This window comes from Flavobacterium adhaerens (genome assembly GCF_040045115.1).
Taxonomy (GTDB): Bacteria; Bacteroidota; Bacteroidia; order Flavobacteriales; family Flavobacteriaceae; genus Flavobacterium; species Flavobacterium adhaerens.
This window is the reverse complement of the sequence record NZ_JBDLZX010000013.1, coordinates 70,263-92,772: the sequence shown is the minus strand read 5'-3', so window position 1 is coordinate 92,772 and position 22,510 is coordinate 70,263. Positions and strand designations below refer to the sequence as shown.

Sequence of the window (22,510 nt, the reverse complement as noted above, 5' to 3'; positions counted from 1 at the left end):
ATAATCCAAGTCCTAAATTTAAGCAAATCGAATTATAAGGATGACTAATTATAGTTGACCAAGCTAAACCATTCAAAATAAAGCCAATCACACACATTAAAATTGAAATTAGTATTTTTTTATTTTGCTTCATCCTATATTATTTCTTTACACTTTCAACAACCTATTAAAATCAAAATGTGAATCCCATATAAACCTATTCTCAAGATAACTAAATCCTATGATATAATAATATTTTTTTTTTCTTTAATGGTCATTGCCATGAATACATATCTCTAGGTGCATTGAAATTCAACCAAAAATGAGCATCGTGTTTTCCATTTGAAGAATTACAAAAATGCCAAATATTGGCCCTTAGCCCTGATCGTAGTGAAAATCCTTGTGAGTCGGTGTTCGACTCACAAGATTGTAGCGAAGAGCAGGAACCCTGTAACCAAAGATGCCTTATGGATTTTGCTCCCAAAAAAATTGCCCATTTGTTTTATAGTCAAATAGCTTCATTTACATACTGCTTTTGGAATTATTAACTATTGTTTTATAGAAAACTGAATGAATTGTGTTACTTTTGTGTTTAGAAAAAATCTAAATAAAACAATGTTAGATATTCAAAAAATAAGAGCCGATTTTCCTATTCTTTCTCAGAAAGCAAACGGAAAACCATTAGTATATTTTGATAACGGTGCAACTTCGCAAAAACCACAAGTGGTTATGGATGCGATTGAAAAATATTATCAAGAAATCAATGCCAATATACACAGAGGAGTTCACACTTTGAGCCAATTGGCAACAGATGCCTATGAAGTTTCGCGGGGGAAAGTACAGAATCATATCAATGCCAAACACCTTCACGAAGTGCTTTTTACTTCGGGTACGACTTTTGGAATTAACTTAGTAGCCAACGGATTTGCTTCTGTTTTAAAACCTGGAGACGAAGTATTGGTTTCATCACTAGAACATCACAGTAATATAGTGCCTTGGCAAATGCTTTGCGAAAAAACTGGAGCCACACTCAAAGTAATTCCAATGAATGAAAAAGGGGAATTAATCATGAGTGAGTATGACAAATTGCTTTCGCCAAATACCAAAATCGTTACAGTAAATCATATTTCGAACGCATTGGGAACTATTAACCCAATTAAATATATGATTGATAAAGCTCATGAAGTTGGTGCGGCTATTTTAATAGATGGTGCACAAGCAGTTCCGCATTTGAAACCAGATGTTCAGGCTTTGGATTGTGATTTTTATGTGTTTTCAGGACATAAAATGTGTGGCCCAACCGGAACTGGAATTTTATACGGAAAAGAAGCTTGGCTCAATAAATTACCGCCGTATCAAGGTGGTGGCGAAATGATTAAAGAAGTTACCTTTGAGAAAACGACTTATGCTGATTTACCCCATAAATTCGAAGCGGGAACGCCAAATATTGCTGGAGGAATTGTTCTAGGAACCGCCATCGATTATATGAATGAAATTGGTTTTGAAAACATTCAGAAACAAGAACTGGAATTGTTGGAGTACGCAACAAAACGTTTGTTGGAAATAGATGGGCTCAAAATTTATGGGACTTCAGAAGCCAAAACTTCAGTAATCTCTTTTAATATAGAAGGTATTCATCCGTACGACATCGGAACAATTATTGATAAATTAGGAATCGCTGTTAGAACCGGACATCATTGTGCTCAGCCCATCATGAATTTCTTTGGAATTCCTGGAACCATTAGAGCCTCTTTTTCATTTTACAATACAAAAGAAGAAATTGATGCAATGGTTGAAGGAGTAAAAAAAGCAACCCTAATGCTTTCGTAAAATGAAAATTATCCTTGTTTTATTCGTAACACTACTCGTTGGAAATAATTGTCAAGACCAAATCAATCAAGATTTGATTACAGCAAAAATTGAGTATGTTGCCAATACAAGGGGATTTTATGCTAAAACCGTTGTTGAAAATAAAACGCTATCATTAACAACCGAAAGAGACGGAAAATCCGAATCGAGTGCATTGACAGATTCTCAATTAAGTTCATTGATAGCCGCGTTTGAAAAAGTAAATTTGGAGGAAATACCCAATTTAAAAGCTCCTTCACAGAAACGTTTTCATGACGGAGCTGCAATGGCAAATTTGAAAATAACCTATAAAGGCAAAACCTACGAAAGTCAAACTTTCGATCATGGGAATCCGCCCGAAAAAATAAAAAAAATAGTAAACATATTACTATCCTTTTCAAAAAAAGAAGAATGACAATAAAAGAAATACAAAACGAAATTATAGACGAGTTTTCTATGTTTGACGACTGGATGCAACGCTATGAATACATCATTGAATTGGGAAAAAATCTTCCCTTAATCAAAGAAGAACTAAAAACAGACGATAATCTCATCAAAGGATGCCAGTCTAAAGTATGGTTACAGGGCGAACAAAACGGTGATGCTATCGTTTTTACAGCCGATAGTGATGCTATTTTGACTAAGGGAATAATCGCTATTTTAATTCGAGCTTTCTCAAATCAAAAAGCATCGGATATATTAAATGCCGATACTGATTTTATAGACGAAATTGGATTAAAGGAACATCTTTCTCCAACTAGAGCCAATGGTTTAGTATCTATGGTAAAAAATATTAAAATGTATGCATTGGCATTTGATGCTAAAAAAAATTAAAAAATCTAAATTAAACCATTAAAAGAACGCTCTTATATGGTTCCAAAAAAACAATTATGGAAGTAGAAATAAACACCGAAGAATTAGGAGAATCTATCGTAAAGAAATTGAAAACCATTTACGATCCTGAGATTCCTGTAGATATTTACGAATTGGGATTGATTTATGATGTAATGGTCAATACTGATTATGAAGTAAAAATATTAATGACACTAACTTCACCAAACTGCCCAGTTGCAGAAAGTTTACCTAAAGAAGTGGAAGAAAAAATTAAGGGTATAGAAAACATCAAAGATGTTGAAGTAGAAATTACCTTCGATCCGCCTTGGAGTAAAGATTTAATGAGCGAAGAAGCTAAATTAGAATTAGGAATGCTCTAATAACATGTTGACAGTATTCAGTTTTTTAGTAAACAGGGAATAACGAAACATTAAAAAACTGAATACTGAACACTAATTAAAATATGGACGAAATCATCAACAAAGTAGCCAATAGTGTCTTAGAGGTTTTTGATCTCGAGGATTATTATCCAATAGGAATTCGAACTCAAATCGACATTTCGCAATGGCTTTATGAAGGGTTGTTATTAAAAGAGAAGGATTTTAGAGAACAACTCCTTAATCAAGACTGGTCAAAATACCAAGATCAATATGTAGCAGTTTCATGTAGTACAGATGCTATTATTCCTAAATGGGCTACCATTTTGGTTACGATGCATCTGGCTCCTTATGCAAAAAAAATAGTAGAAGGTACAATTGAAGATCTAGATTCGGCATTATATGAAACAATTTTACCAGTTATTGATTATACCGTTTATCAAGACAAACCTGTAATTATAAAAGGTTGTTCTAAAAAACCTGTTCCAATTCAAGCCTACATTTTAGCCGCACAATACTTGCAACCTTTTGCCCGAAGCATTATGTATGGTGAGGCCTGTTCTGCTGTCCCTTTGTATAAAAAAGCTAAAAAATAATTATCCCTATACAATCAAGCTTCTTTCTCTTCGTTTTAATTTTAGTTATATTTGTGAATAACCAATCCCACTAGATAATGAAAAAAATCATGTCATTAGTTTTACTACTCCCCCTAACAGTAGTACTACACGCACAAGATTCTGAAAAAGAATTAATCAAAAAAACACAAGACGCAGCCAAAACCATCGATGACACTATTCCGAATGGTTGGAAATCAAAAGGGAAACTTACATTTCTTTTTAACCAAGCTAGCTTTAGCAACTGGGTTGCTGGAGGTGAAAACAGTTTCTCTGGAAACCTTGGTCTTGACTATAAAATAGATTACAAAAAAGATAAATTTACTTGGGAAAATAGAATCATGGCCTCTTATGGTTTGCTTCAAACTCAAAATGCTAATTTTGAAAAGAAAACAGATGACCAACTTGAGATTAATTCTATCGTAGCTCAAAAAACAGATGGATATTGGTACTACTCATTTCTGGCTAATTTTAGAACACAATTTACCAAAGGATATTTATATTCCACTGATGAAAATGGTGCCGAAATAAGAGAAGAAAACACCGATTTCATGTCTCCAGGTTATTTACTATTTGGTCCTGGTATGTATTGGAAAAAGAATGATAATTTTAAAATAAATTTAGCTCCACTGACCTCCAAATTTACTTTTGTTGATAGCTTTTACACTTCAATACCAGGTTATGTAGATGGAGCTTATTTTGGAGTAGCAACCAATAAAAGTGTTTTATATCAGTTAGGATTTAATGCATCGGCTTATTATAAATTCACGATAATGGAAAATGTTACGGCTGAAAACCTTTTGAATTTATATTCTAACTATTTAGAAAAACCTCAAAATATTGACATCAATTACAATTTAATTATTGTTATGAAAATCAATAAATTACTAACAGCTAATTTTAATTTCCAAACCATATATGACGATGATGCCTTTTCAGGTTTTCAAACCAAAGAAGTATTTGGTGTAGGACTGAATTATAACTTTTAAATCAATCAAAAAGACCTTTTAGCAATTACTAAAAGGTCTTTTTTGTGTTATTCATTATCTTCTTCTTTCTCTATAGCGTCTTTATAATCTGGATACAAAAATTTGTTATAAGGAAATCGGGTAATGTGAATTTTTCGGACTGCTTCGTAAACACATTCTCTAAATTCTTCAAAATTTTCTTTTTGAGAGGCCGATATAAACAAAGCATTTTTGCCACCTAAACGGTGCATCCAAGTTTGTTTCCATTCCTCTAAAGTAAAATGTCTCGGTGTTTTTTCGGTCATTAAATCATCTTCATCTATAGTCAAATGTTTGTAGGCATCAATTTTGTTAAAAACCATAATTACAGGCTTATCCCCTGCTTTGATATCCAACAAGATTTGATTAACAGACGCGATGTGATCTTCAAAATCTGGATGCGAAATATCTACAACGTGCAATAACAAATCGGCTTCGCGAACTTCATCCAAAGTACTCTTGAATGAATCAACTAATTGTGTAGGCAATTTTCGAATAAATCCAACCGTATCCGAAAGCAAAAATGGTAAATTTTTGATTACTACTTTTCGAACTGTTGTATCTAATGTTGCAAAAAGTTTGTTTTCGACAAACACATCGCTTTTCCCAATGGCATTCATCAAAGTTGATTTTCCGACATTGGTGTATCCTACCAAAGCTACACGAACCATGGCGCCCCGATTACTGCGCTGCACGCCCATTTGCTTATCGATGGTTTTGATTTTTTCTTTGAGCAAAGAGATTCTATCCCGAACAATACGTCTATCGGTTTCGATCTCGGTTTCTCCAGGACCACGCATACCGATACCTCCTTTTTGACGCTCAAGGTGTGTCCATAAACCTGAAAGTCTTGGTAATAAATATTGGCATTGTGCTAACTCTACCTGAGTTCTAGCATATGATGTTTCGGCTCTTTGTGCAAAAATATCCAGAATTAGATTGGTTCTGTCCAAGATTTTACAATCGATAATTCGAGAAATATTTTTTTGTTGTGAAGGCGAAAGCTCGTCATCAAAAATAACAGTCGATATTCCGTTTTCCTTTACAAAAAGATTGATTTCGTCTATTTTTCCGGTTCCTAGAAAGGTCTTTGGATTAGGTCTTTCCATCTTTTGCCAGAATCGTTTTATCACTTCGCCTCCGGCTGTAAATGTCAAAAACTCTAATTCATCGAGATATTCATGCAATTTTTCCTCGGTTTGGTTTTGGGTTACAATACCAACAATAGCCGTTCTTTCAAAATTTATTATTTCTTTTTCTAACATATCTCTAAATAAGACTGCAAATTTAATAATTTGAGTTTGATTGTTTCGTTTTTATTTTTCTCAAAGGTTTCTGATCTTCTTGGCAAAAATGCGAAATCTTGCCTTTTAGCCCCGATCGTAGTGAAAATCCTTGTCCTGCGGGGTTCGCAGGGCAAGATTGTAGCGGAGAGCGGGACTATTATTTGCAGAAAATGCCTTATCATACTGCTTCAAAAAAAAATACCCTTCATTTCCTGAAGGGTATTGGTATTATGTAATGCTAATGTGCTTATTTTTTGTTCAATTTTGATAGCAATCTTAAAAATTCGATGTACAACCAAACTAATGTAATCATTAATCCCATTGCGCCATACCATTCCATGTATTTTGGCATTCCTTGTTTTGCTCCTTCTTCGATTCTATCAAAGTCTAAGAATAAGTTTAGTGCTGCCACTACAATTACAAACACGCTGATTCCGATACTCATCATTGAGTTTCCGTGGTGTACTGGTGTAAAGCTTGTGAATAATGAGAACAACCATGAGATTAAATAATAAGTTGCTATGGCAAATGTTGCTGCTATGACAATTGATTTGAATTGTTCGGTTACTTTTACGATTTTGTATTTATATAATCCTAGGCAAACTCCAAAAGTTACAAAAGTGGCTCCTACTGCTTGTGTAACGATTCCAGGATATTGTGCTTCAAAAATAGCCGAAACTCCACCTATAAACAATCCCTCAAAAAGGGCATATCCTGGAGCTAAATACGGAGAATATTCTGGTTTGAAAGCCGAAATAACGACCAAAATTAGTCCTACAATTGCTCCTCCGATTACTGGAACCATTGGATTCATGCCATTGAAAGTAGCCCACCAAATTACCGTTGCAGAAGCTATCAATAATAAGAAAAGAATTAAACTTCTATTGATGGTTCCCGAAACGGTCATGTATTGATTTTCATCAATAACTACTGCATCATACACTTGATTGTTGCTTGAAGCTCTAGAAAATGTTTTGTTGTTTAAAAAAGGGTTATTCGAATTCATAATTATTTCAGTTTAATATCTATCAAATATAATTTATATTTTGAAATGATAATTTAAAATTTTTACTAATTTTCTTAATTATCGGCTCGATAACCATGTTTTGGGGTTGGTATAGGTTGTGTTTTGAGTAATGGCAAATTTTAAGACTGTTTTACCTTCACCATTGGTACGAATTTTTCCAACGGATTGCTTCATACTTACTTTATCGCCTTTTCCAACACTAACAGAACTCAGGTTTTGATATATGGTAAAAAAATCACCGTGTTGCAGCATAACTAGTTTGTTTACTGGAGAAATAATAATAACACTACTTACTACACCTTCAAAAACAGCTCTGGCATTGGCTCCTGCAATGGTCGAGAATTCTAATCCGCTATTGTGTATTACCAATGATTTGTAAACGGGATGGGCTTGGTCTCCGTAACCCAAGGAAATAAATCCGCTTTCTACTGGCCATGGCAATTTACCTTTGTTGGCTTTAAAATTATCCGAATCTACTTTGTCTTCTGGCGACAAAATCATTTTGGTAGAAGAAACTGGTGTTTTGGCACTTTCTGGAATATCGGTTTTAGCGATAACTTTTTCGACTTCTTTTGGAATCGGTATTGGTTTTGGAGCTGGTTTAGAATTGGCTTTGGCTTTGGCTGCTGCCAATGCATTTGCTTTTTCTATTTCTTTTTTCTTTTCTAAAGCTTTGGCTCTTTCTAGTGCAATAGCTTTGGCTTTTGCATCGGCTATAGCTTTTTCTTTTCTGGCTTTTTCTAAAGCTGCTTTTCTATTGGCTTCGGCGATTGCAGCACGAATTAACTTGTCAATTTTTCGGTCTATTGCTTTCGACTCTATTTGTTTTTTCTTGATCGAAGCGATGATCGAACTTTTATCTTTCTTCAAAGAAGCAATCAATTTTTCTTGCTCTATTTTTTCTTGTTCCAATGATAATCTTTCTTTATCATTTTCGGCTATAAGCTTTTCCTTATCACTTTTTTGAATATCTAATTTGGCATTATAAGCATACAATTTGTTTGCTTTGGATTGTATTTCTTGTCCTTGCATGCGTCTATAATTAGTATATTGTTTCATATACTGTGCTCTTTTATAGGCTTGCAAAAAACTATTAGACGACAAAATAAACATTGCTTTACTCTCTTCCGAACGACTTTTATACGATTGTATAATCATCTTTTTATAATCGGCTTTGAGTAATTGAAGTTCTTTTTCTAATTTTTTTATTTGATTTTGATTTTGGGCTATTGAATTCCCAAGTAGTGTTTTTTGTTTTTCGGTAGTTGCAATTAATTCTTCTTTGAGTTTAATTTTATTTTTTTGAATAACAATTGCCTTAGCAGCTGTTTTTTCTTGCTTTTTTACCGTTTGAAGTTTGGTTTCGTTTTCTTGAATTTCTTTTTGAATTTTGGCCTTACGTTCTTCCAATTTTTTTTGGCTGTCTTGGCTCCAAAGTAAAGCCGTTGAGATAAGAAAAATAAAGCTTAAATAATATTTTGACATTGCGATTTTTATATACTGCAAACTTACTGAATGATTTCATTAAAAAACAGCACTATTCTATCTTTAACCAATAAAATAGTGCTGTTTATCATTTTATTTAAAACTACATATGAAACAACCAACTAGCTGGATTGTCATAGGTAGTGTTTTGTGAAATGGTAAACTTTAAAATCGTATTACCATCACCATTTGTTCTTATCTTTCCTAAATTTTGTTTTACCGTAACTTTATCACCTTTGCTTACTGAAACCGAACTTAAATTTTGATATACTGTAAAATAATCTCCGTGCTGTATCATAACTGCTTTGTTTACAGGAGATAAAATAATAACACTCGAAACTTCTCCACCAAAAACGGCTCTCGCATTGGCCCCTCTTTCTGTGGTGATTTCGACACCACTGTTATGAATAACCAAACTTGGATAAATTGGGTGTGGTTGTTCGCCATACCATAAGGAAACAAATCCTTTTTCTACTGGCCAAGGTAAACTTCCTTTGTTGGCTCTAAAATTATCTGCTAAAATTTTAGCTTCAGCCGTCAAAACTATTCTTGAAGAAGATCCAGAAGCATTTGGGTTTTCGCCTGCTGCTTTTCTATTGGCTTCGGCAATGGCTTCTCGAATCAATTTGTTAATTTGACGATCTATTGCTTTTGATTCACTTTGTTTTCTCTTGATTTGAGCAGTGATTTTATTTTTATCCTTTTTGATTGAATTAACCAATTTCATTTGTTCCTTTTTTTCTTTTTCAAGGGACAATTTTTCTTTGGTATTTTCGGCTAACAGTTTCTTTTTTTCATTTTTTTGAACATTCAGTTTTTCATTCAATCCCAACAATTGATTTGTTTTGGATTTAATTTCTTCTCCTTGCATTTTTCGATAACCTGTATATTGTTTCATATACTGGGCTCTTTTATAAGCTTGTAAAAAATTTTGGGATGATAATATAAACATGGCTCGACTTTGTTCGGATCTACTTTTGTAGGATTTCACAATCATCTTAGCATAATCATCTTTGAGTACGGCCAATTCTCTATTTAATTTATTTATTGACAATTGATTAAGATACATATTATTTCCAAGCACTTTGGTTTGTCTTTCGGTAGTACGTATCAATTGTTGTTTAAGTTTTATTTTATTGCTCTGCAAAATAATTACGTTTACAGCCGATTTTTCTTTTTTCTTTACCGCTTGCAATGTTTTTTGATTCTCCAAAATTTCTTGCTGAATTTCGGCTCTACGCTTTTCTAATTTTTCTTGTTGCGACTCTTGTCCCCAGATTACTGTGGTGGTGCATAAAAAAAATAGTCCTAAGAGAAGTTTTCGCATTTTACAATTATATATTTAGTTCAAAGTTACTTAATTAAAACTCTTTTGTAGCCATTTGGTACACTATATGGAAAATTAAGTTCTTCATTTAAATTTACAGTATTATAGTCTAAATTAATTTCTGTGTTTCCTTTATCTTGTTCTGCCTTAATGCGAATCTCAGATGGAATCGAAATTTCGTTGTATTTTTTGTGACCAAAATAAGCAACTTCAATCTTTCTTTTTTCGTTTGTTTGAGCAATTTCTTGTCTATTCAACAAAAGAGAATTGGTGTCTAAGAAAAATAACTTTTGAATATTGTTATTTGAAATGTCTTCTAATCTATAATTTTGATCCACGACTGAGTCTTTGTATTTTCCTTTTCTCAAATCATCCATTGCTTGCCCAACCAAAATATTTTGAACCTTATTGTAATCTAAATCAGTTCCAAGCCACTTACTCAATGTACTGAAATCGCCTTCAAAATAAGAACTATTCAATTTTTCATAATAGCTTACTGACGCTGGTGTTATCAAGGCTTTGGCCATGGTAATTCCTAAAAAACGAATACTCACTAAAATTTGTTCGTCTTTTTTTATTTTAATTTCAGCTGTCAAATTTTGTGATTGTTTTTCGTCATTATATTTTACATTCGATTTTATATATAAAGTTTTAAAATCATTGCTGTTGTTATAATACTCTTTTACAATTTTTCCAGCAGTCAAGTTACTAGAATCTTCCGTTTTTTTATCTTCAACAACTTTTGCTTTTGCTTTACAGGACACTACTATAAACGAACTGCTCACACTCATCAAACAAACAAAAAAAACTCTTATTAGTAATCGATTCATTATTTTTTTTCTTTTAATAATTGATTGGCTTTGTTAAAATACAATTCTTTTTTTGAGACATCACCTAAGCCATTATAGGCTTCACCCAATTGTATATTGACATTAATTTCTAAATCTTTATTTTCTACAACGTAATCAAGTCCCATCTCAAGTACATCTTTGGCTTTTTTAAACATTTTCAGTTGATTATAGGCCAAACCTAAATAATAATAAAACTGTGGTTCTGCTGGATAAAGATCTATCATGGCAGCAGCTTTGGTTTGTACAAATTCGAACTTTTTGAGTTCGGTATTGGCTTGAAGCCAAAGTAAATTGGTCTCTAAATCAGCTCCAGGATTGTTTCTGTCAGCCATATCAAAATACTTGATTGCCTTATCCCATTCTTTTTTGCTATAATAAAATTTTCCAATTTCCTTAGGCACATTTACCTCTTTGTCGTTTTTAAAATAGCCTATTGCATTATCCAAATCTGGAATGAATTGTGTGTTGACATTACTAAAAAGTAAAAATTCATTCAAAATTCGATGCTTTATTTTGGTATCAATCTTTGGACTTGCCAAAACTATATTCATTGATTTTACAGCATTTGGGCCATCACTTTTTTCGAGGTAATTTTTAAAAAGACTTACTTGTGCCCAAACCGATTCTGGGATTTCTTTTTCTAATTGTTTGGCTACTTCTTGGGCTTTTTCGGCATCATTATCATTAGAATGTAAGAAAATTAGAGCGATATAATTGGATTCGTCTTTTGGATTTTTAGCAATACGATTTTTCAAATTTTCGATTTCCGAATTTTGAAATTTACCTTGCGATAAAATTTCCATTTTATACATTTCTCGTCTCTCTGTCTTTCCTACTTTCTCATTCAATTCGTTGATGCCTGCCAGTGCCTTATCATATTGCTTGGTCACCATATAAAGTGAAACTAGATCCTCTTTGTATTCTTCATCAAAAGTGATGAGCTTGTTTATGATAACTATTGCTTGATTAAAATCTTTCGATTCGTAACACACATCATACAATCCTACCCAAAACCATTTGTTGGTAGGGTCAATATTTGTGGCTTGTTCGAAAGAAGAATAGGCTTCTTTATACTCTTTGGCTGCCAAATAATTTTTTCCCATTTCAAAATAAACAGTGGCATTATCTGGTTTTAATTTTAAACATTGTTCTAATGCCACCAAAGACTTATCGTAATTTTCGACGCTTTTTTGAAATAGTGATTCGTAAAAAAAATCCTGAAATTTATCGCCATCTACTTTGATATTCTCTGGTTCGTCTTGTGCCAATACCAAAAAGGTATTGCACAGCAAAACTAAATAAGTGAATATGAAAGCTGTTCTTTTTACCATCAAATAAAGACGTATTAGAAAACAAAATGGTTTGTATGGTTCTTTTCTGCAAAATAAATTAAAAAAACAACAAAGCAGCATAATAAAACCTTAAAAATGCTGCTTTTGTCTGTTTTTTATTATTTTTAAAATTATTCTAAAACCGAATAATCTCCAATACTTATACTGGTAAACTTTCCGTCAAAACTTGCGTGATTACCAATCATTGCATTATCTAAATTGGCATTTTTGATTGTAGAATGTGTTTGTATCAAGCTGTTTTGTATTGTACTGTTTTGTACCTGACAACCATTGCCCAAAGACACATTAGGGCCAACAGTTGCGTTAACCAAAACAACATTTTCACCAATATAACATGGTGGAATTATGGTTGAATTTTCTAATGTAACATTCGAATCTACCAAATTAATTCCGTCCTTATAAAGGAATCCGAGCATTCGGGAATTGGTTTCTACGGTCACGTCTTTGTTACCACAATCCATCCATTCGGCAACTTCTCCTGGCACAAATTTCATGCCTTTTGCCATCATTTGTTTAATTCCATCATTAATCTGATATTCACCACCGTGGATAATATTGTTATCCAATACTGACTGCAACTCATTTTTTAGAACCGCAATATCTTTGAAATAATAAATTCCGATTACGGCCAAATCCGAAACAAATTCTTTTGGTTTTTCGACCAATTCTATTATTTCGTTATTCTCATTCAAATTAACAACTCCAAAAGCTTCTGGTTGATCGACTTGTTTTACCCAAATAACGCTATCAGCAGTTGTATCCAAATCAAAATCGGCACGAATTAATGTGTCTGCATAGGCAATTACTGCTGGTCCACTCAACGAATCTTTGGCACACATAATGGCATGTCCTGTTCCAAGCGCTTCATTTTGATAATATATAGTCCCTTTTGCTCCTAATTTGTTTGCAATGGCAATTAAATCTTCTTCTACTTGTTTGCCAAAACTTTCGTGTATTACAAAGGCAACTTCTTCTATCTCTTGATTTAAAACAGCTGCAATATCTTCAACTAATCTATGTACAATTGGTTTTCCGGCAACTGGAATTAATGGTTTTGGTATTGTTAAGGTATGTGGGCGAAGACGCGATCCTCGTCCTGCCATTGGTACTATTATTTTCATATTTTTTATTGAAAGATTAAAAGATTGAAAAAAATTAAAAAATCATTCAATCATTAAATTATTAAATTTCTATTAAAACAATGACTGAATACTAAAATTCTGAACACTGTAAACTATTTCACTCCAGTACTCCCGAAACCACCTTCGCCTCTAGAGGTTTCCGATAGTTCCTGAACTTCAATCCATTCGGCACGTTCGTGTTTGGCAATGACCAATTGTGCGATTCGCTCACCATTTTTGATTACAAATGGATTATTGGATAAATTTACTAAAATCACTCCTATCTCTCCTCTATAATCGGCATCTACGGTTCCAGGTGCATTTAACACTGTTATTCCGTTTTTAGCTGCCAATCCGCTACGGGGTCTTACTTGTGCTTCGTAACCAATAGGCAATTCTATAAAAAGTCCTGTTTTTACAATGATTCTCTCAAGTGGTTGCAAGGTAATGGATTCTGATAAGTTGGCTCTTAAATCCATTCCTGCCGACGCAATGGTTTCATAATTGGGTAATAGATGTTGTGATTTGTTTATAATATTGATCTTCATGTATTTGAATCTTTAAAGATATTTTGATACTGCAATGCCATAGCCCTGATCGAAGCGGCATCCTTTATTTTTTCTTTAAAAAAATAAAGATACAGCGTAGAGCAGGAAACAGCTCCTAATTTTTAGCAGGTCGTTTTAAAATTTGTAAAAGGGTTTCTTTTTCATTGTAATAGATAAAACCGATAAATATAGCTAAAAGTAGCACTCCTATATAATAATTTTGGTTGAATCCGTAGAAAGAAATACAAGAGAATCCTATTGAAAGTGATAGATACCCTCCTATTTTCTTCTTGTCATAAGGAATTGGATAATACTTGTTTCCGAAATAATAAGAAATAAACATCATACTTCCGTATGCTGAAAGTGTAGCAATTGCCGATCCATAATAACTAAATTTAGGAATCAATAAATAATTTAAAACCAAAGTTACAAAGGCGCCAACTATAGAGATATAAGCACCTACATATGTTTTATCTATAAGCTTGTACCAAACGGAAAGATTAGTATAAATTCCTAAGAAAAAATTAGCTAAAATGATTAGAGGAACAACCTTCATTGCAACCCAGTAGGAAGAATTTGGTATTAATATTTGTTTTAAAAGATCGGCAAAAACAATCACGGATAGTAAAATAAAAGAACCGAATATGACAAAATACTTCGTTACCGTAGCATAGGTTTGTTGAGCATTTTCATTAGAAGCATGACTAAAAAAGAACGGTTCAATTCCTAAGGTGTAAGCTGTTCTATATAAAACCATAAAAAGTCCTAATTTATAACAAGCAGAATATACTCCTACTTGTTCATCGGCTATATTGGCCGGTAATAGTTTCCCTAGTAAAATTTTATCAAATTGCTCATTGATGGCAAATGCAATACCTGCAACCATAATAGGCAATCCGTAACGCATCATGCGTTTCCAAAGTTCGAAATCGAATTTCCATTTAATTGAAAAATAATCTGGAAAAAGCACCACAAAAGTTAAAAAACTAGCAATGATATTTGCCAAGAAAATATAGCCTATTTGAAAATTTTCAATATAAATTGAGCTTAAAAAACTGTCGGGTTGCGATTCATACTCACTTGGTAAATAGAGCAGGAAAAATAAATTCAATCCCAAATTCACCAATACATTCCCAATTTTGATACTGGCATAAAACATCGGCCTTTGATTGGCTCTGAGCTTAGAAAAGGGCACAATTACCAAAGCATCTAATGCCAAAATCCAAATAGAATAGGTAACATATTGTGTATCGACTCCAGACCAATGTGCCAAAGAATCTCTAAATAATAATGCTACAAAAATAAATAATATAGTGGACCAAAAAATAGATATGATAGTTGTTTCTACTACGCTTTCCTTGTTCTTCTCAGCATTATAAAATCGGAAAAAGGCTGTTTCCATTCCGTATGCCAAAATCACATTGAAAAAAATCATCCAAGCGAAAACGATAGTAACCTTACCATATTCTGCCTGATCTAATAATCCTGTGTAAAGTGGCACCAACAAGAAACTAAACATTCTTGGTATTACAGTAGCAAGCCCATAGATTGCTGTTTGTTGAAAAAGCTTTTTATATACTCCCAAAATGAGCTAAATATTAATTGTTTTAAAAACAAAAATAACCATTTCTTTGGTTAATTATTATGTTTGTTATTGAATAAAAGATAATGCTAAACCTACTTTTAGGTTAATCCCTCTTTATTTAGCATTTTAATAAAATGAAAACCTCTTGGTTCATAACCCTGATTGTAATAAAATCGATGAGCTGTAAAATTTCCTGTAAAGGCATCTAAAACGATTACATTGCAATCTTCTGATTTCGCTTTAACATCAATATAGTCTGTTATCATTTTTCCAACACCCTGAGAACGATAATCAGGATGTACAATAAAATTGTCAATTTCAATGTACTTACCTGTCCAAAGTTTCATTGCTGTCCAAAATCCAGATAAGCCAACACAAATATCACCATCAAAAACGGCAATCTGTTTGTAATTATGTGGTACCATTTCATTAAGATACGATTGATATTTATCTAGTGTGAGATTAGGGTATAAATGCTTCATGGTCTCAATTTGAGTGAGCATTTCAGATACAGTGTGAAATTCTATTATTCTCAATTGAAAAATATTTAGAAATGATGTTCCCAAAATTAATCAAAAACAACTGATATAAAAATGTACACCGATTGATTAAAAATCACTAAAAGTGGGTATTGTGCAAAATCTCAAAATAATAGATATTTGCTCAGATAAAAATAAGAGAGGGGTTTATAAAGCTAATTGTCCCCATAAAACAAGCACGGGCAAAGCTAAGTTTTCCCTATAAAAAACAGAGCATAGAGGTTTTTATAAAGCTAGTGTTTCCTCAAAAAAAAACAAGTATGGTGAAAGCTAAGAATCACCTTTTAAAAACTGAGCCAAAGGATTATAAAGCTATTTGTTCCTTTTAAAAACAAAGCATAAAAAAAGAGCCAAATGGCTCTTTTTTCGTTTTATAGTTACTACAAATTATCCTTTCAAAGCTTCTGCACCACCTACGATCTCTAAGATTTCGTTTGTAATAGCAGCTTGACGAGCTTTGTTGTAAGTTAATTTTAATTGATCTCTCAAAGCTGTTGCATTATCAGTAGCTTTATGCATTGCGGTCATACGTGCTCCATGCTCAGATGCAAATGAGTCACGAATTCCTTTATATAATTGTGTCTTCAATGCTTTTGGAATCAATGTCAATACGATTTCTTCTTTAGCAGGTTCGAAAATGTAATCTCCTCCAGAAACAGCTTTGTCTGATTGAATAGGTGCTAATGGCAAAAATTGTTCAACTTGTACAATTTGAGTAGCAGCATTTTTAAATTGATTATAAACCAACTCAATCTTATCGTATTCACCAGTAACAAACTTTTGAGTTAATGTCTGAGCAATAGCTGCAACATTTTCAAAAGTTAATTGATCAAAAACACTACTTTGATTATCTATAACTGTTGACGTTTTAGATAAAATATCGTTACCTTTTTTACCAATAGCAAAGATATCTACTTGCTTATTAGCATAATATTCAGAACGATTTTTTACTTCCTTGATTACATTAGAATTAAAAGCACCACATAAACCTCTGTTAGAAGTTATTGCAACAATTAAAACTTTCTTTACTTCACGTTGTGTAGTAAATTCACCTCCAACATCACCATCAAGTGAAGCTGAAAGGTTCTGTAATAATTCCGTTAATTTTTCGGCATAAGGGCGCATAGCTGTGATTGCATCTTGTGCTTTCTTTAGCTTTGCTGCAGAAACCATTTTCATAGCCGATGTAATTTGCATCGTAGATGAAATGGAAGTAATTCTATTACGGATTTCCTTTAAGTTTGCCATTTTTTAAGTAAGTATTAAGATGTAAGTATCAAGTATTAAGCACCAAGAAAATCTTAATACTTAATACTCTTTACTTAGTACTTTTTAGTTATATTTCGCTGAAATTTCTTTTGCTACAGTTTCAATTACGTCTGTAATTTCGTCTGTCAATTTTCCTGCTTTCAAAGCATCAAGAGTTGCTCTGTGTTTTGCATTCATAAATTCTAAGAAATCTTTTTCAAATTCTTTTACTTTAGCAACAGGAACGTTTTTCAATAAGTTTTTAGATCCTGCATAGATAATAGCAATTTGATCTTCAACAGTATAAGGATCATTCAAACCTTGTTTCAAGATTTCAACGTTTCTTTTACCTTTCTCAATTACATTTAAAGTTACAGCATCCAAATCAGAACCAAATTTAGCAAACGCTTCCAATTCACGGAATTGAGCTTGATCTAATTTTAAAGTACCAGATACTTTTTTCATTGATTTAATTTGAGCATTACCTCCAACACGAGATACAGAGATACCTACGTTGATAGCTGGACGAACCCCAGAGTTAAACAAATCTCCATCCAAGAAAATCTGTCCATCAGTAATAGAGATTACGTTTGTTGGGATATATGCAGAAACGTCACCTGCTTGAGTTTCGATAATTGGTAAAGCTGTCAATGAACCTCCTCCTTTTACGATTCCTTTTAAAGAATCTGGTAAGTCATTCATATCTTTAGCAATACTATCATCAGCAATAACTTTACAAGCACGCTCTAATAAACGAGAGTGTAAGTAGAAAACGTCTCCAGGATATGCTTCACGTCCTGGTGGTCTTCTTAATAAAAGAGAAACCTCACGGTAAGCCACAGCTTGTTTAGATAAATCATCATAAACAATCAAAGCTGGACGACCAGAATCTCTAAAATATTCTCCAATTGCAGCACCTGCAAAAGGAGCATAAACTTGCATTGGGGCTGGATCAGAAGCATTAGCAGCAACAATCACAGTATAAGCCATTGCTCCTTTTTCTTCTAATGTTTTTGCAATTCCTGCAACAGTAGAAGCTTTTTGACCAATAGCAACATAGATACAAAATACTGGTTTACCAGCATCGTAAAATTCTTTTTGATTTAAGATGGTATCAATACAAACAGTAGATTTACCAGTTTGACGGTCACCAATAACAAGCTCACGTTGTCCACGACCTACTGGGATCATAGCATCAACCGCTTTTACACCTGTTTGTAAAGGTTCAGTTACTGGCTGACGGAAAATAACTCCAGGAGCTTTTCTTTCTAATGGCATTTCGAATAATTCACCACCAATTGGTCCTTTACCATCGATTGGTTGACCAAGAGTGTTTACTACACGTCCTACCATTCCTTCTCCTGTTTTAAGAGATGCAATACGTTGTGTTCTTTTTGCAGTAGATCCTTCTTTGATTCCTGTTGAAGGCCCTAAAAGTACAACCCCAACATTATCTTGTTCAAGATTCAAAACGATTGCCTCTAAACCGTTTTCGAATTCAACTAACTCTCCATATTGAACATTTGAAAGTCCATAAATAAGAGCAATACCATCTCCAACTTGAAGCACTGTACCCACTTCCTCTAGTGTAGCACCAGACTCAAAACCTTCTACTTGCTTTCTTAATATCGCTGAAATTTCAGCTGGTTTGATTTCCGCCATCTTAATTTATAATTTAGACACTAATGTGTAATAAAACTAATTACTTAACTCTCTTTTTAATACTTGTAATCTGTTGGCAACAGAAGCATTGTATTGCTGGTCACCTATTCTTAATATAAACCCTCCAATGATTGCAGGATCTACCGTGTTTTCAATTGTGATTTTTTTATCAGATAAAGTCGCGATTTTTGCTAAAACTTTTGCCTCAAGTGCTGCATCCATAGGAATTGCTGTAGTTACTTTGGCAACTTCAATATTGTTTTGGATATCGTATAATTCGTTATACTTATTAGCAATAACTTCTAAAATTTCAAATCTTTTATTTTCAAATAATAAATGAAATAATCCTTTGGTCACGTTATTAACAGTAGCAAAAACTTCTAAAAGTGCTTTCTCTTTTACATCTACTTTGATGGTTGGATTATGAATAAAAGTATTCAATTCCTCATTACCATTAATAGTTGAAGCAATAGATTTCATGTCATTATTTACAACTTCAGCTACTCCTTTAGAATTGGATAAATCTAAAATTGCTGTTGCATAACGAATTGCTGCTCTAGTACTTGCCATGATTAATTCAATTTTACGTCACCTAACATTTTCTCAACTAATTTTGTTTGAGCTTCTTTGTTAGATAATTCTTCTTTTAATAATTTTTCAGCAATGCTTAGAGATAATGAAGAAACTTGCGATTTCAATTCAGACATAGCTGCATTTTTTTCAGACTCAATAGTAGCTTTAGCTAAGTCAATCATTTTTTGACCTTGAGCTTGTGCTTCATTTTTAGCATCCTCAACCATTTTATCTTTTATTTCACGAGCTTCTTTAAGCATGTTATCACGCTCTAATCTTGCTTCTTGCAAAATACGTTGATTATCTGCCTGTAAGTTTTGCAATTCTTTTTTAGCGTTTTCTGCTGATAGCAAAGCATTTTTTATTCCTTCTTCTCTATCATTTACTGCATCAAGAATTGGTTTCCAAGCGAATTTTTTTAATAAAAATATTAATCCAACAAATATTAGTATTTGCCAAAAAAACAAACCGAACTCAAACTGATTAATTAACTTGTCCATTATATTTGATTCTAAATTTTAAATTATCTCTTTTTTAATTGCTACTATTAAAAGCAATTTTGAATGTTTAAATTTTTAAACAATAGTTACAACCAACCGTTGCAACTATTGTTTTTTTTGTGTTTTAATTAAGCTGCGAATAAAGCTGCGAAACCAATACCTTCAATAAGTGCAGCTGCGATAAGCATAGCTGTTTGGATTTTTCCTGAAGCTTCTGGTTGACGAGCGATAGCATCCATAGCTGAACCACCAATTCTACCAATTCCTAATGCTGCTCCGATTACGATTAATCCTGCTCCAACGATATTTGGAATTTCCATAATATATAAATTAAAAATTAAACATTCTTTTTTGATTTTAGATTTTCGAATGTAAATTTTAGACTAATGTAAATCTGAAATCTAAATTCTGAAATCTACTATTAATGGTGCCCCTCCTCTTCGTGGTGGTGCTCCTCTACTGCTGAACCAAAATAAAGTGCAGACAGCATTGTAAAAATATAAGCTTGTAAAAAAGCAACTAGAATTTCTAGTATCGAAAGTGCAAATGATAATCCGAAAGATAATGTACTTCCTATCCAGCTTTTAAAGATAAACATCAATCCAATGATACTCATTAACACGATGTGTCCTGCAAAAATATTTGCGTACAAACGAATCATTAATGAAAACGGCTTAATAAAAACTCCTAACAATTCAATTGGAGCCAAAATAATTCTCATTGGTTTTGGCACACCTGGCATCCAGAAGATGTGACCCCAGTAATTTTTATTTGCTGAAAGGTTTGTTATTAAGAACGTAAGGATTGCTAATGAAAAAGTTATTGTTAAATTTCCTGTTGCGTTAATTCCTAGTGGTGTTAACCCTAAGATATTTAAAAACAAAATGAAGAAAAAGATAGTCAACAAATAACTCATGTATTTTTTGTAGTGTTTTACTCCAATATTAGGTATAGCTACTTCGTCACGAATAAAAACTACAAGTGGTTCAAAAAATCTTCCTGCACCAGAAGCGATTCCTCCGTTTTTAGCATACGATTTTGCTAAACTTATAAACAACCAGAACATTAATATTGCTGCTGCAAAAATAGAAACTACTGTTTTTGTAATTGAGAAGTCTAACGGACGAACATTTGTTGGGTGACCCGTTTTTTCATCTTCGGTAATTGTTCCTTGAGCATCTGTCTTGTAGATTTTACCATCATGGTGATTAATCACATAATAATTTCCGTTTGATTCTGCTACTTCATGTCCGTGGTGAAATTTTGAAGAAGAAAAAATATGTAAACCATTATCCCAAAGAATTACTGGCAATGGGAAACCATAATAAGTTCCCGTTTCATCATCTTGTGTCAATGTAAAGTCGTGAGAATCTAATACGTGATGTCCAATAAAAGCCTTTATCTTAGATTTTACATCTGTTGGCTCTGCTGTATGATGCCCTTCTGAACTAGCTTCGTGAGCAACTTCTGTTTGAACATGTGTTGAGTCATTTTCAGTGTTTGAAAAGCTCATTAAAGGAATACAAGCTACTAAAGCTGCAAGAATAAAACTGAGTGGTTTGTTTGAAATCACCATAACTGTAGAAAATCTTATTTTTACGTTTCTAAAATTTGGTGCAAAGGTACATTTTTAATTAATATTCAAAAGAATATGAAAAATTATTTTCAATCAAATTTTACACAATCGCTATTTTAACCCTTTTTATTTAATAATCGGACAGTTAAAATCGTCTCAAATAATAAAAACAAAATAAAAATACCAAAAAAGTTAGTTTTTTCGAGAGTAATATCTCGAACCTTATCAGATAAAATGGGTCTCATAATAAAATACGCCAAAAACATTTGAATAAATGTTCCCAACATATAAAACATTCCGATGCTATCAAATTTGTCTTTTTCTAATTTTGTTATCACCCATAATAATAATGAAGCGAACCCAGAAAATATTACATACAGCGTTTCTAAGCTGTAATAAAAATTTTGACTGTCAATTTTAAAAAAAACAAAACAAAAGCTATGCAGTAAATAAGTTGGGATTACCAGATAAAATAAATGAAGTATAAGTTTGTATTTTTTAAAAAGCATTTTCAATAATTTTAGTGCAAAGATGCAATATTTATTTAAAGCTATTTTAAAAAATAAATTACTTTGATTTGTTGATTTCGTTTACTTGACGTATCACATTGTATAATGCGATTACTACACCAACCATCACAAAAATCTTATTGTAATAAACTTTTTCGCTTGGAAAATCTTGATCTAACCAATTTCCAAAATACGAAAACAAGAAAATAATTACTCCCATTTGGATAGGAATATTAATTAATGCTAACCATTTATTGTAGTTGTTTTTATTAGGCTCTTTATTCATTGACACTTGAATTTTCATTTGAGTTGTCAAACATGACACAAGATGCATTAAAGTTGGCTCCTGGCTCTACTGATAATTTTCCGATGCGAACTTCACCCATAATATTGGCAGATTCTTTTATATTTAAAAGTCCTTCTACATTTATTTTCCCTTCAAATTTTCCTTCAATATCGACCATATTACAACTAATATCGCCCTTGATGCTCCCTTTTGGCCCAATAACCAACTTTCCGTTTGAAGTAAAGTTACCTATTAATTCTCCATCTAATCTAAAATCTGCTGACGAAACAATATCGCCATGTATGGTTGTTCCTTCAACAATTCTGTTGGTTTTTCCTAAAAGATCGGTGTAGGATTTTGGTTTTTTTTCAAACAT

Annotated in this window: 24 protein-coding genes; 6 read left to right on the top strand and 18 right to left on the bottom strand. The window is 32.7% G+C overall.

Annotated features, from left to right (window positions below):
* Positions 1-594: 594 nt before the first annotated feature.
* The 6 genes from ABEB18_RS15500 (at position 595) to ABEB18_RS15475 (ending at position 4,641) form a co-directional block, all read left to right on the top strand.
* Positions 595-1,809, top strand: coding sequence for an aminotransferase class V-fold PLP-dependent enzyme (locus ABEB18_RS15500; RefSeq protein WP_348800237.1), 1,215 nt, complete (start codon positions 595-597; stop codon positions 1,807-1,809).
* Between the two features lies 1 nt (position 1,810).
* Positions 1,811-2,242, top strand: a complete 432-nt coding sequence (locus ABEB18_RS15495; protein WP_348800236.1) for a hypothetical protein — start codon at positions 1,811-1,813, stop codon at positions 2,240-2,242.
* Positions 2,239-2,661 carry a SufE family protein gene (locus ABEB18_RS15490; RefSeq protein WP_348800235.1) on the top strand — a complete coding sequence of 141 codons (423 nt, stop codon included), beginning with the start codon at positions 2,239-2,241 and terminating at the stop codon, positions 2,659-2,661. The genes ABEB18_RS15495 and ABEB18_RS15490 overlap by 4 nt, the downstream gene beginning before the upstream one ends.
* 56 nt (positions 2,662-2,717) lie before the next feature.
* A complete protein-coding gene (locus ABEB18_RS15485) occupies positions 2,718-3,041 on the top strand; it encodes an SUF system Fe-S cluster assembly protein (protein ID WP_348800234.1) in 324 nt (107 codons plus the stop codon).
* Positions 3,042-3,124: 83 nt separating this feature from the next.
* Positions 3,125-3,634 (top strand): DUF2480 family protein, encoded by a 510-nt coding sequence (locus ABEB18_RS15480; protein WP_348800233.1) that lies wholly within the window; start codon positions 3,125-3,127, stop codon positions 3,632-3,634.
* A gap of 77 nt (positions 3,635-3,711) precedes the next feature.
* Entirely contained in the window at positions 3,712-4,641 is a 930-nt protein-coding gene (locus ABEB18_RS15475) for a DUF3078 domain-containing protein (RefSeq protein ID WP_348800232.1), read from the top strand.
* Between the two features lie 47 nt (positions 4,642-4,688).
* Here ABEB18_RS15475 and hflX read toward each other — a convergent pair whose 3' ends face one another.
* From hflX to ABEB18_RS15385, 18 genes are all read right to left on the bottom strand, one after another.
* A complete protein-coding gene (gene hflX, locus ABEB18_RS15470; RefSeq protein WP_348800231.1) occupies positions 4,689-5,924 on the bottom strand; it encodes a GTPase HflX in 1,236 nt (411 codons plus the stop codon).
* Positions 5,925-6,192: 268 nt separating this feature from the next.
* On the bottom strand, positions 6,193-6,957 hold the full coding sequence (locus tag ABEB18_RS15465; RefSeq protein ID WP_438861452.1) for a Bax inhibitor-1/YccA family protein: 765 nt from the start codon (positions 6,955-6,957) through the stop codon (positions 6,193-6,195).
* A gap of 72 nt (positions 6,958-7,029) precedes the next feature.
* Entirely contained in the window at positions 7,030-8,457 is a 1,428-nt protein-coding gene (locus ABEB18_RS15460) for a murein hydrolase activator EnvC family protein (protein ID WP_348800229.1), read from the bottom strand.
* 103 nt (positions 8,458-8,560) lie between these two features.
* Positions 8,561-9,784, bottom strand: coding sequence for a murein hydrolase activator EnvC family protein (locus ABEB18_RS15455; protein ID WP_348800228.1), 1,224 nt, complete (start codon positions 9,782-9,784; stop codon positions 8,561-8,563).
* Between the two features lie 26 nt (positions 9,785-9,810).
* The gene (lolB1, locus tag ABEB18_RS15450; protein WP_348800227.1) at positions 9,811-10,614 is read right to left on the bottom strand and encodes a lipoprotein insertase outer membrane protein LolB1; all 804 of its coding nucleotides are present in this window, start codon (positions 10,612-10,614) and stop codon (positions 9,811-9,813) included.
* Entirely contained in the window at positions 10,614-11,966 is a 1,353-nt protein-coding gene (locus ABEB18_RS15445) for a tetratricopeptide repeat protein (protein ID WP_348800226.1), read from the bottom strand. The genes lolB1 and ABEB18_RS15445 overlap by 1 nt, the downstream gene beginning before the upstream one ends.
* 131 nt (positions 11,967-12,097) lie before the next feature.
* Positions 12,098-13,108, bottom strand: a complete 1,011-nt coding sequence (locus ABEB18_RS15440) for a sugar phosphate nucleotidyltransferase (protein WP_348800225.1) — start codon at positions 13,106-13,108, stop codon at positions 12,098-12,100.
* Positions 13,109-13,221: 113 nt separating this feature from the next.
* A complete protein-coding gene (dut, locus tag ABEB18_RS15435; protein WP_348800224.1) occupies positions 13,222-13,656 on the bottom strand; it encodes a dUTP diphosphatase in 435 nt (144 codons plus the stop codon).
* Positions 13,657-13,771: 115 nt separating this feature from the next.
* A complete protein-coding gene (locus tag ABEB18_RS15430; RefSeq protein ID WP_348800223.1) occupies positions 13,772-15,241 on the bottom strand; it encodes a lipopolysaccharide biosynthesis protein in 1,470 nt (489 codons plus the stop codon).
* Positions 15,242-15,339: 98 nt separating this feature from the next.
* Positions 15,340-15,777: a GNAT family N-acetyltransferase gene (locus ABEB18_RS15425; protein WP_348800222.1), complete on the bottom strand. Its 438-nt coding sequence runs from the start codon at positions 15,775-15,777 to the stop codon at positions 15,340-15,342.
* Between the two features lie 390 nt (positions 15,778-16,167).
* The gene (atpG, locus tag ABEB18_RS15420) at positions 16,168-17,028 is read right to left on the bottom strand and encodes an ATP synthase F1 subunit gamma (RefSeq protein ID WP_348800221.1); all 861 of its coding nucleotides are present in this window, start codon (positions 17,026-17,028) and stop codon (positions 16,168-16,170) included.
* A gap of 84 nt (positions 17,029-17,112) precedes the next feature.
* Positions 17,113-18,690, bottom strand: a complete 1,578-nt coding sequence (gene atpA, locus ABEB18_RS15415) for a F0F1 ATP synthase subunit alpha (protein WP_348800220.1) — start codon at positions 18,688-18,690, stop codon at positions 17,113-17,115.
* A gap of 36 nt (positions 18,691-18,726) precedes the next feature.
* On the bottom strand, positions 18,727-19,260 hold the full coding sequence (gene atpH / locus ABEB18_RS15410) for an ATP synthase F1 subunit delta (RefSeq protein ID WP_348800219.1): 534 nt from the start codon (positions 19,258-19,260) through the stop codon (positions 18,727-18,729).
* Between the two features lie 2 nt (positions 19,261-19,262).
* The gene (locus tag ABEB18_RS15405) at positions 19,263-19,763 is read right to left on the bottom strand and encodes a F0F1 ATP synthase subunit B (protein WP_348800217.1); all 501 of its coding nucleotides are present in this window, start codon (positions 19,761-19,763) and stop codon (positions 19,263-19,265) included.
* A gap of 128 nt (positions 19,764-19,891) precedes the next feature.
* Entirely contained in the window at positions 19,892-20,083 is a 192-nt protein-coding gene (atpE, locus tag ABEB18_RS15400; protein WP_163396160.1) for an ATP synthase F0 subunit C, read from the bottom strand.
* A 101-nt stretch (positions 20,084-20,184) separates the two neighbouring features.
* On the bottom strand, positions 20,185-21,339 hold the full coding sequence (gene atpB / locus ABEB18_RS15395; protein WP_348800215.1) for a F0F1 ATP synthase subunit A: 1,155 nt from the start codon (positions 21,337-21,339) through the stop codon (positions 20,185-20,187).
* A 567-nt stretch (positions 21,340-21,906) separates the two neighbouring features.
* On the bottom strand, positions 21,907-22,134 hold the full coding sequence (locus ABEB18_RS15390; RefSeq protein ID WP_348800214.1) for an AtpZ/AtpI family protein: 228 nt from the start codon (positions 22,132-22,134) through the stop codon (positions 21,907-21,909).
* A complete protein-coding gene (locus ABEB18_RS15385; RefSeq protein WP_348800213.1) occupies positions 22,127-22,510 on the bottom strand; it encodes a bactofilin family protein in 384 nt (127 codons plus the stop codon). The genes ABEB18_RS15390 and ABEB18_RS15385 overlap by 8 nt, the downstream gene beginning before the upstream one ends.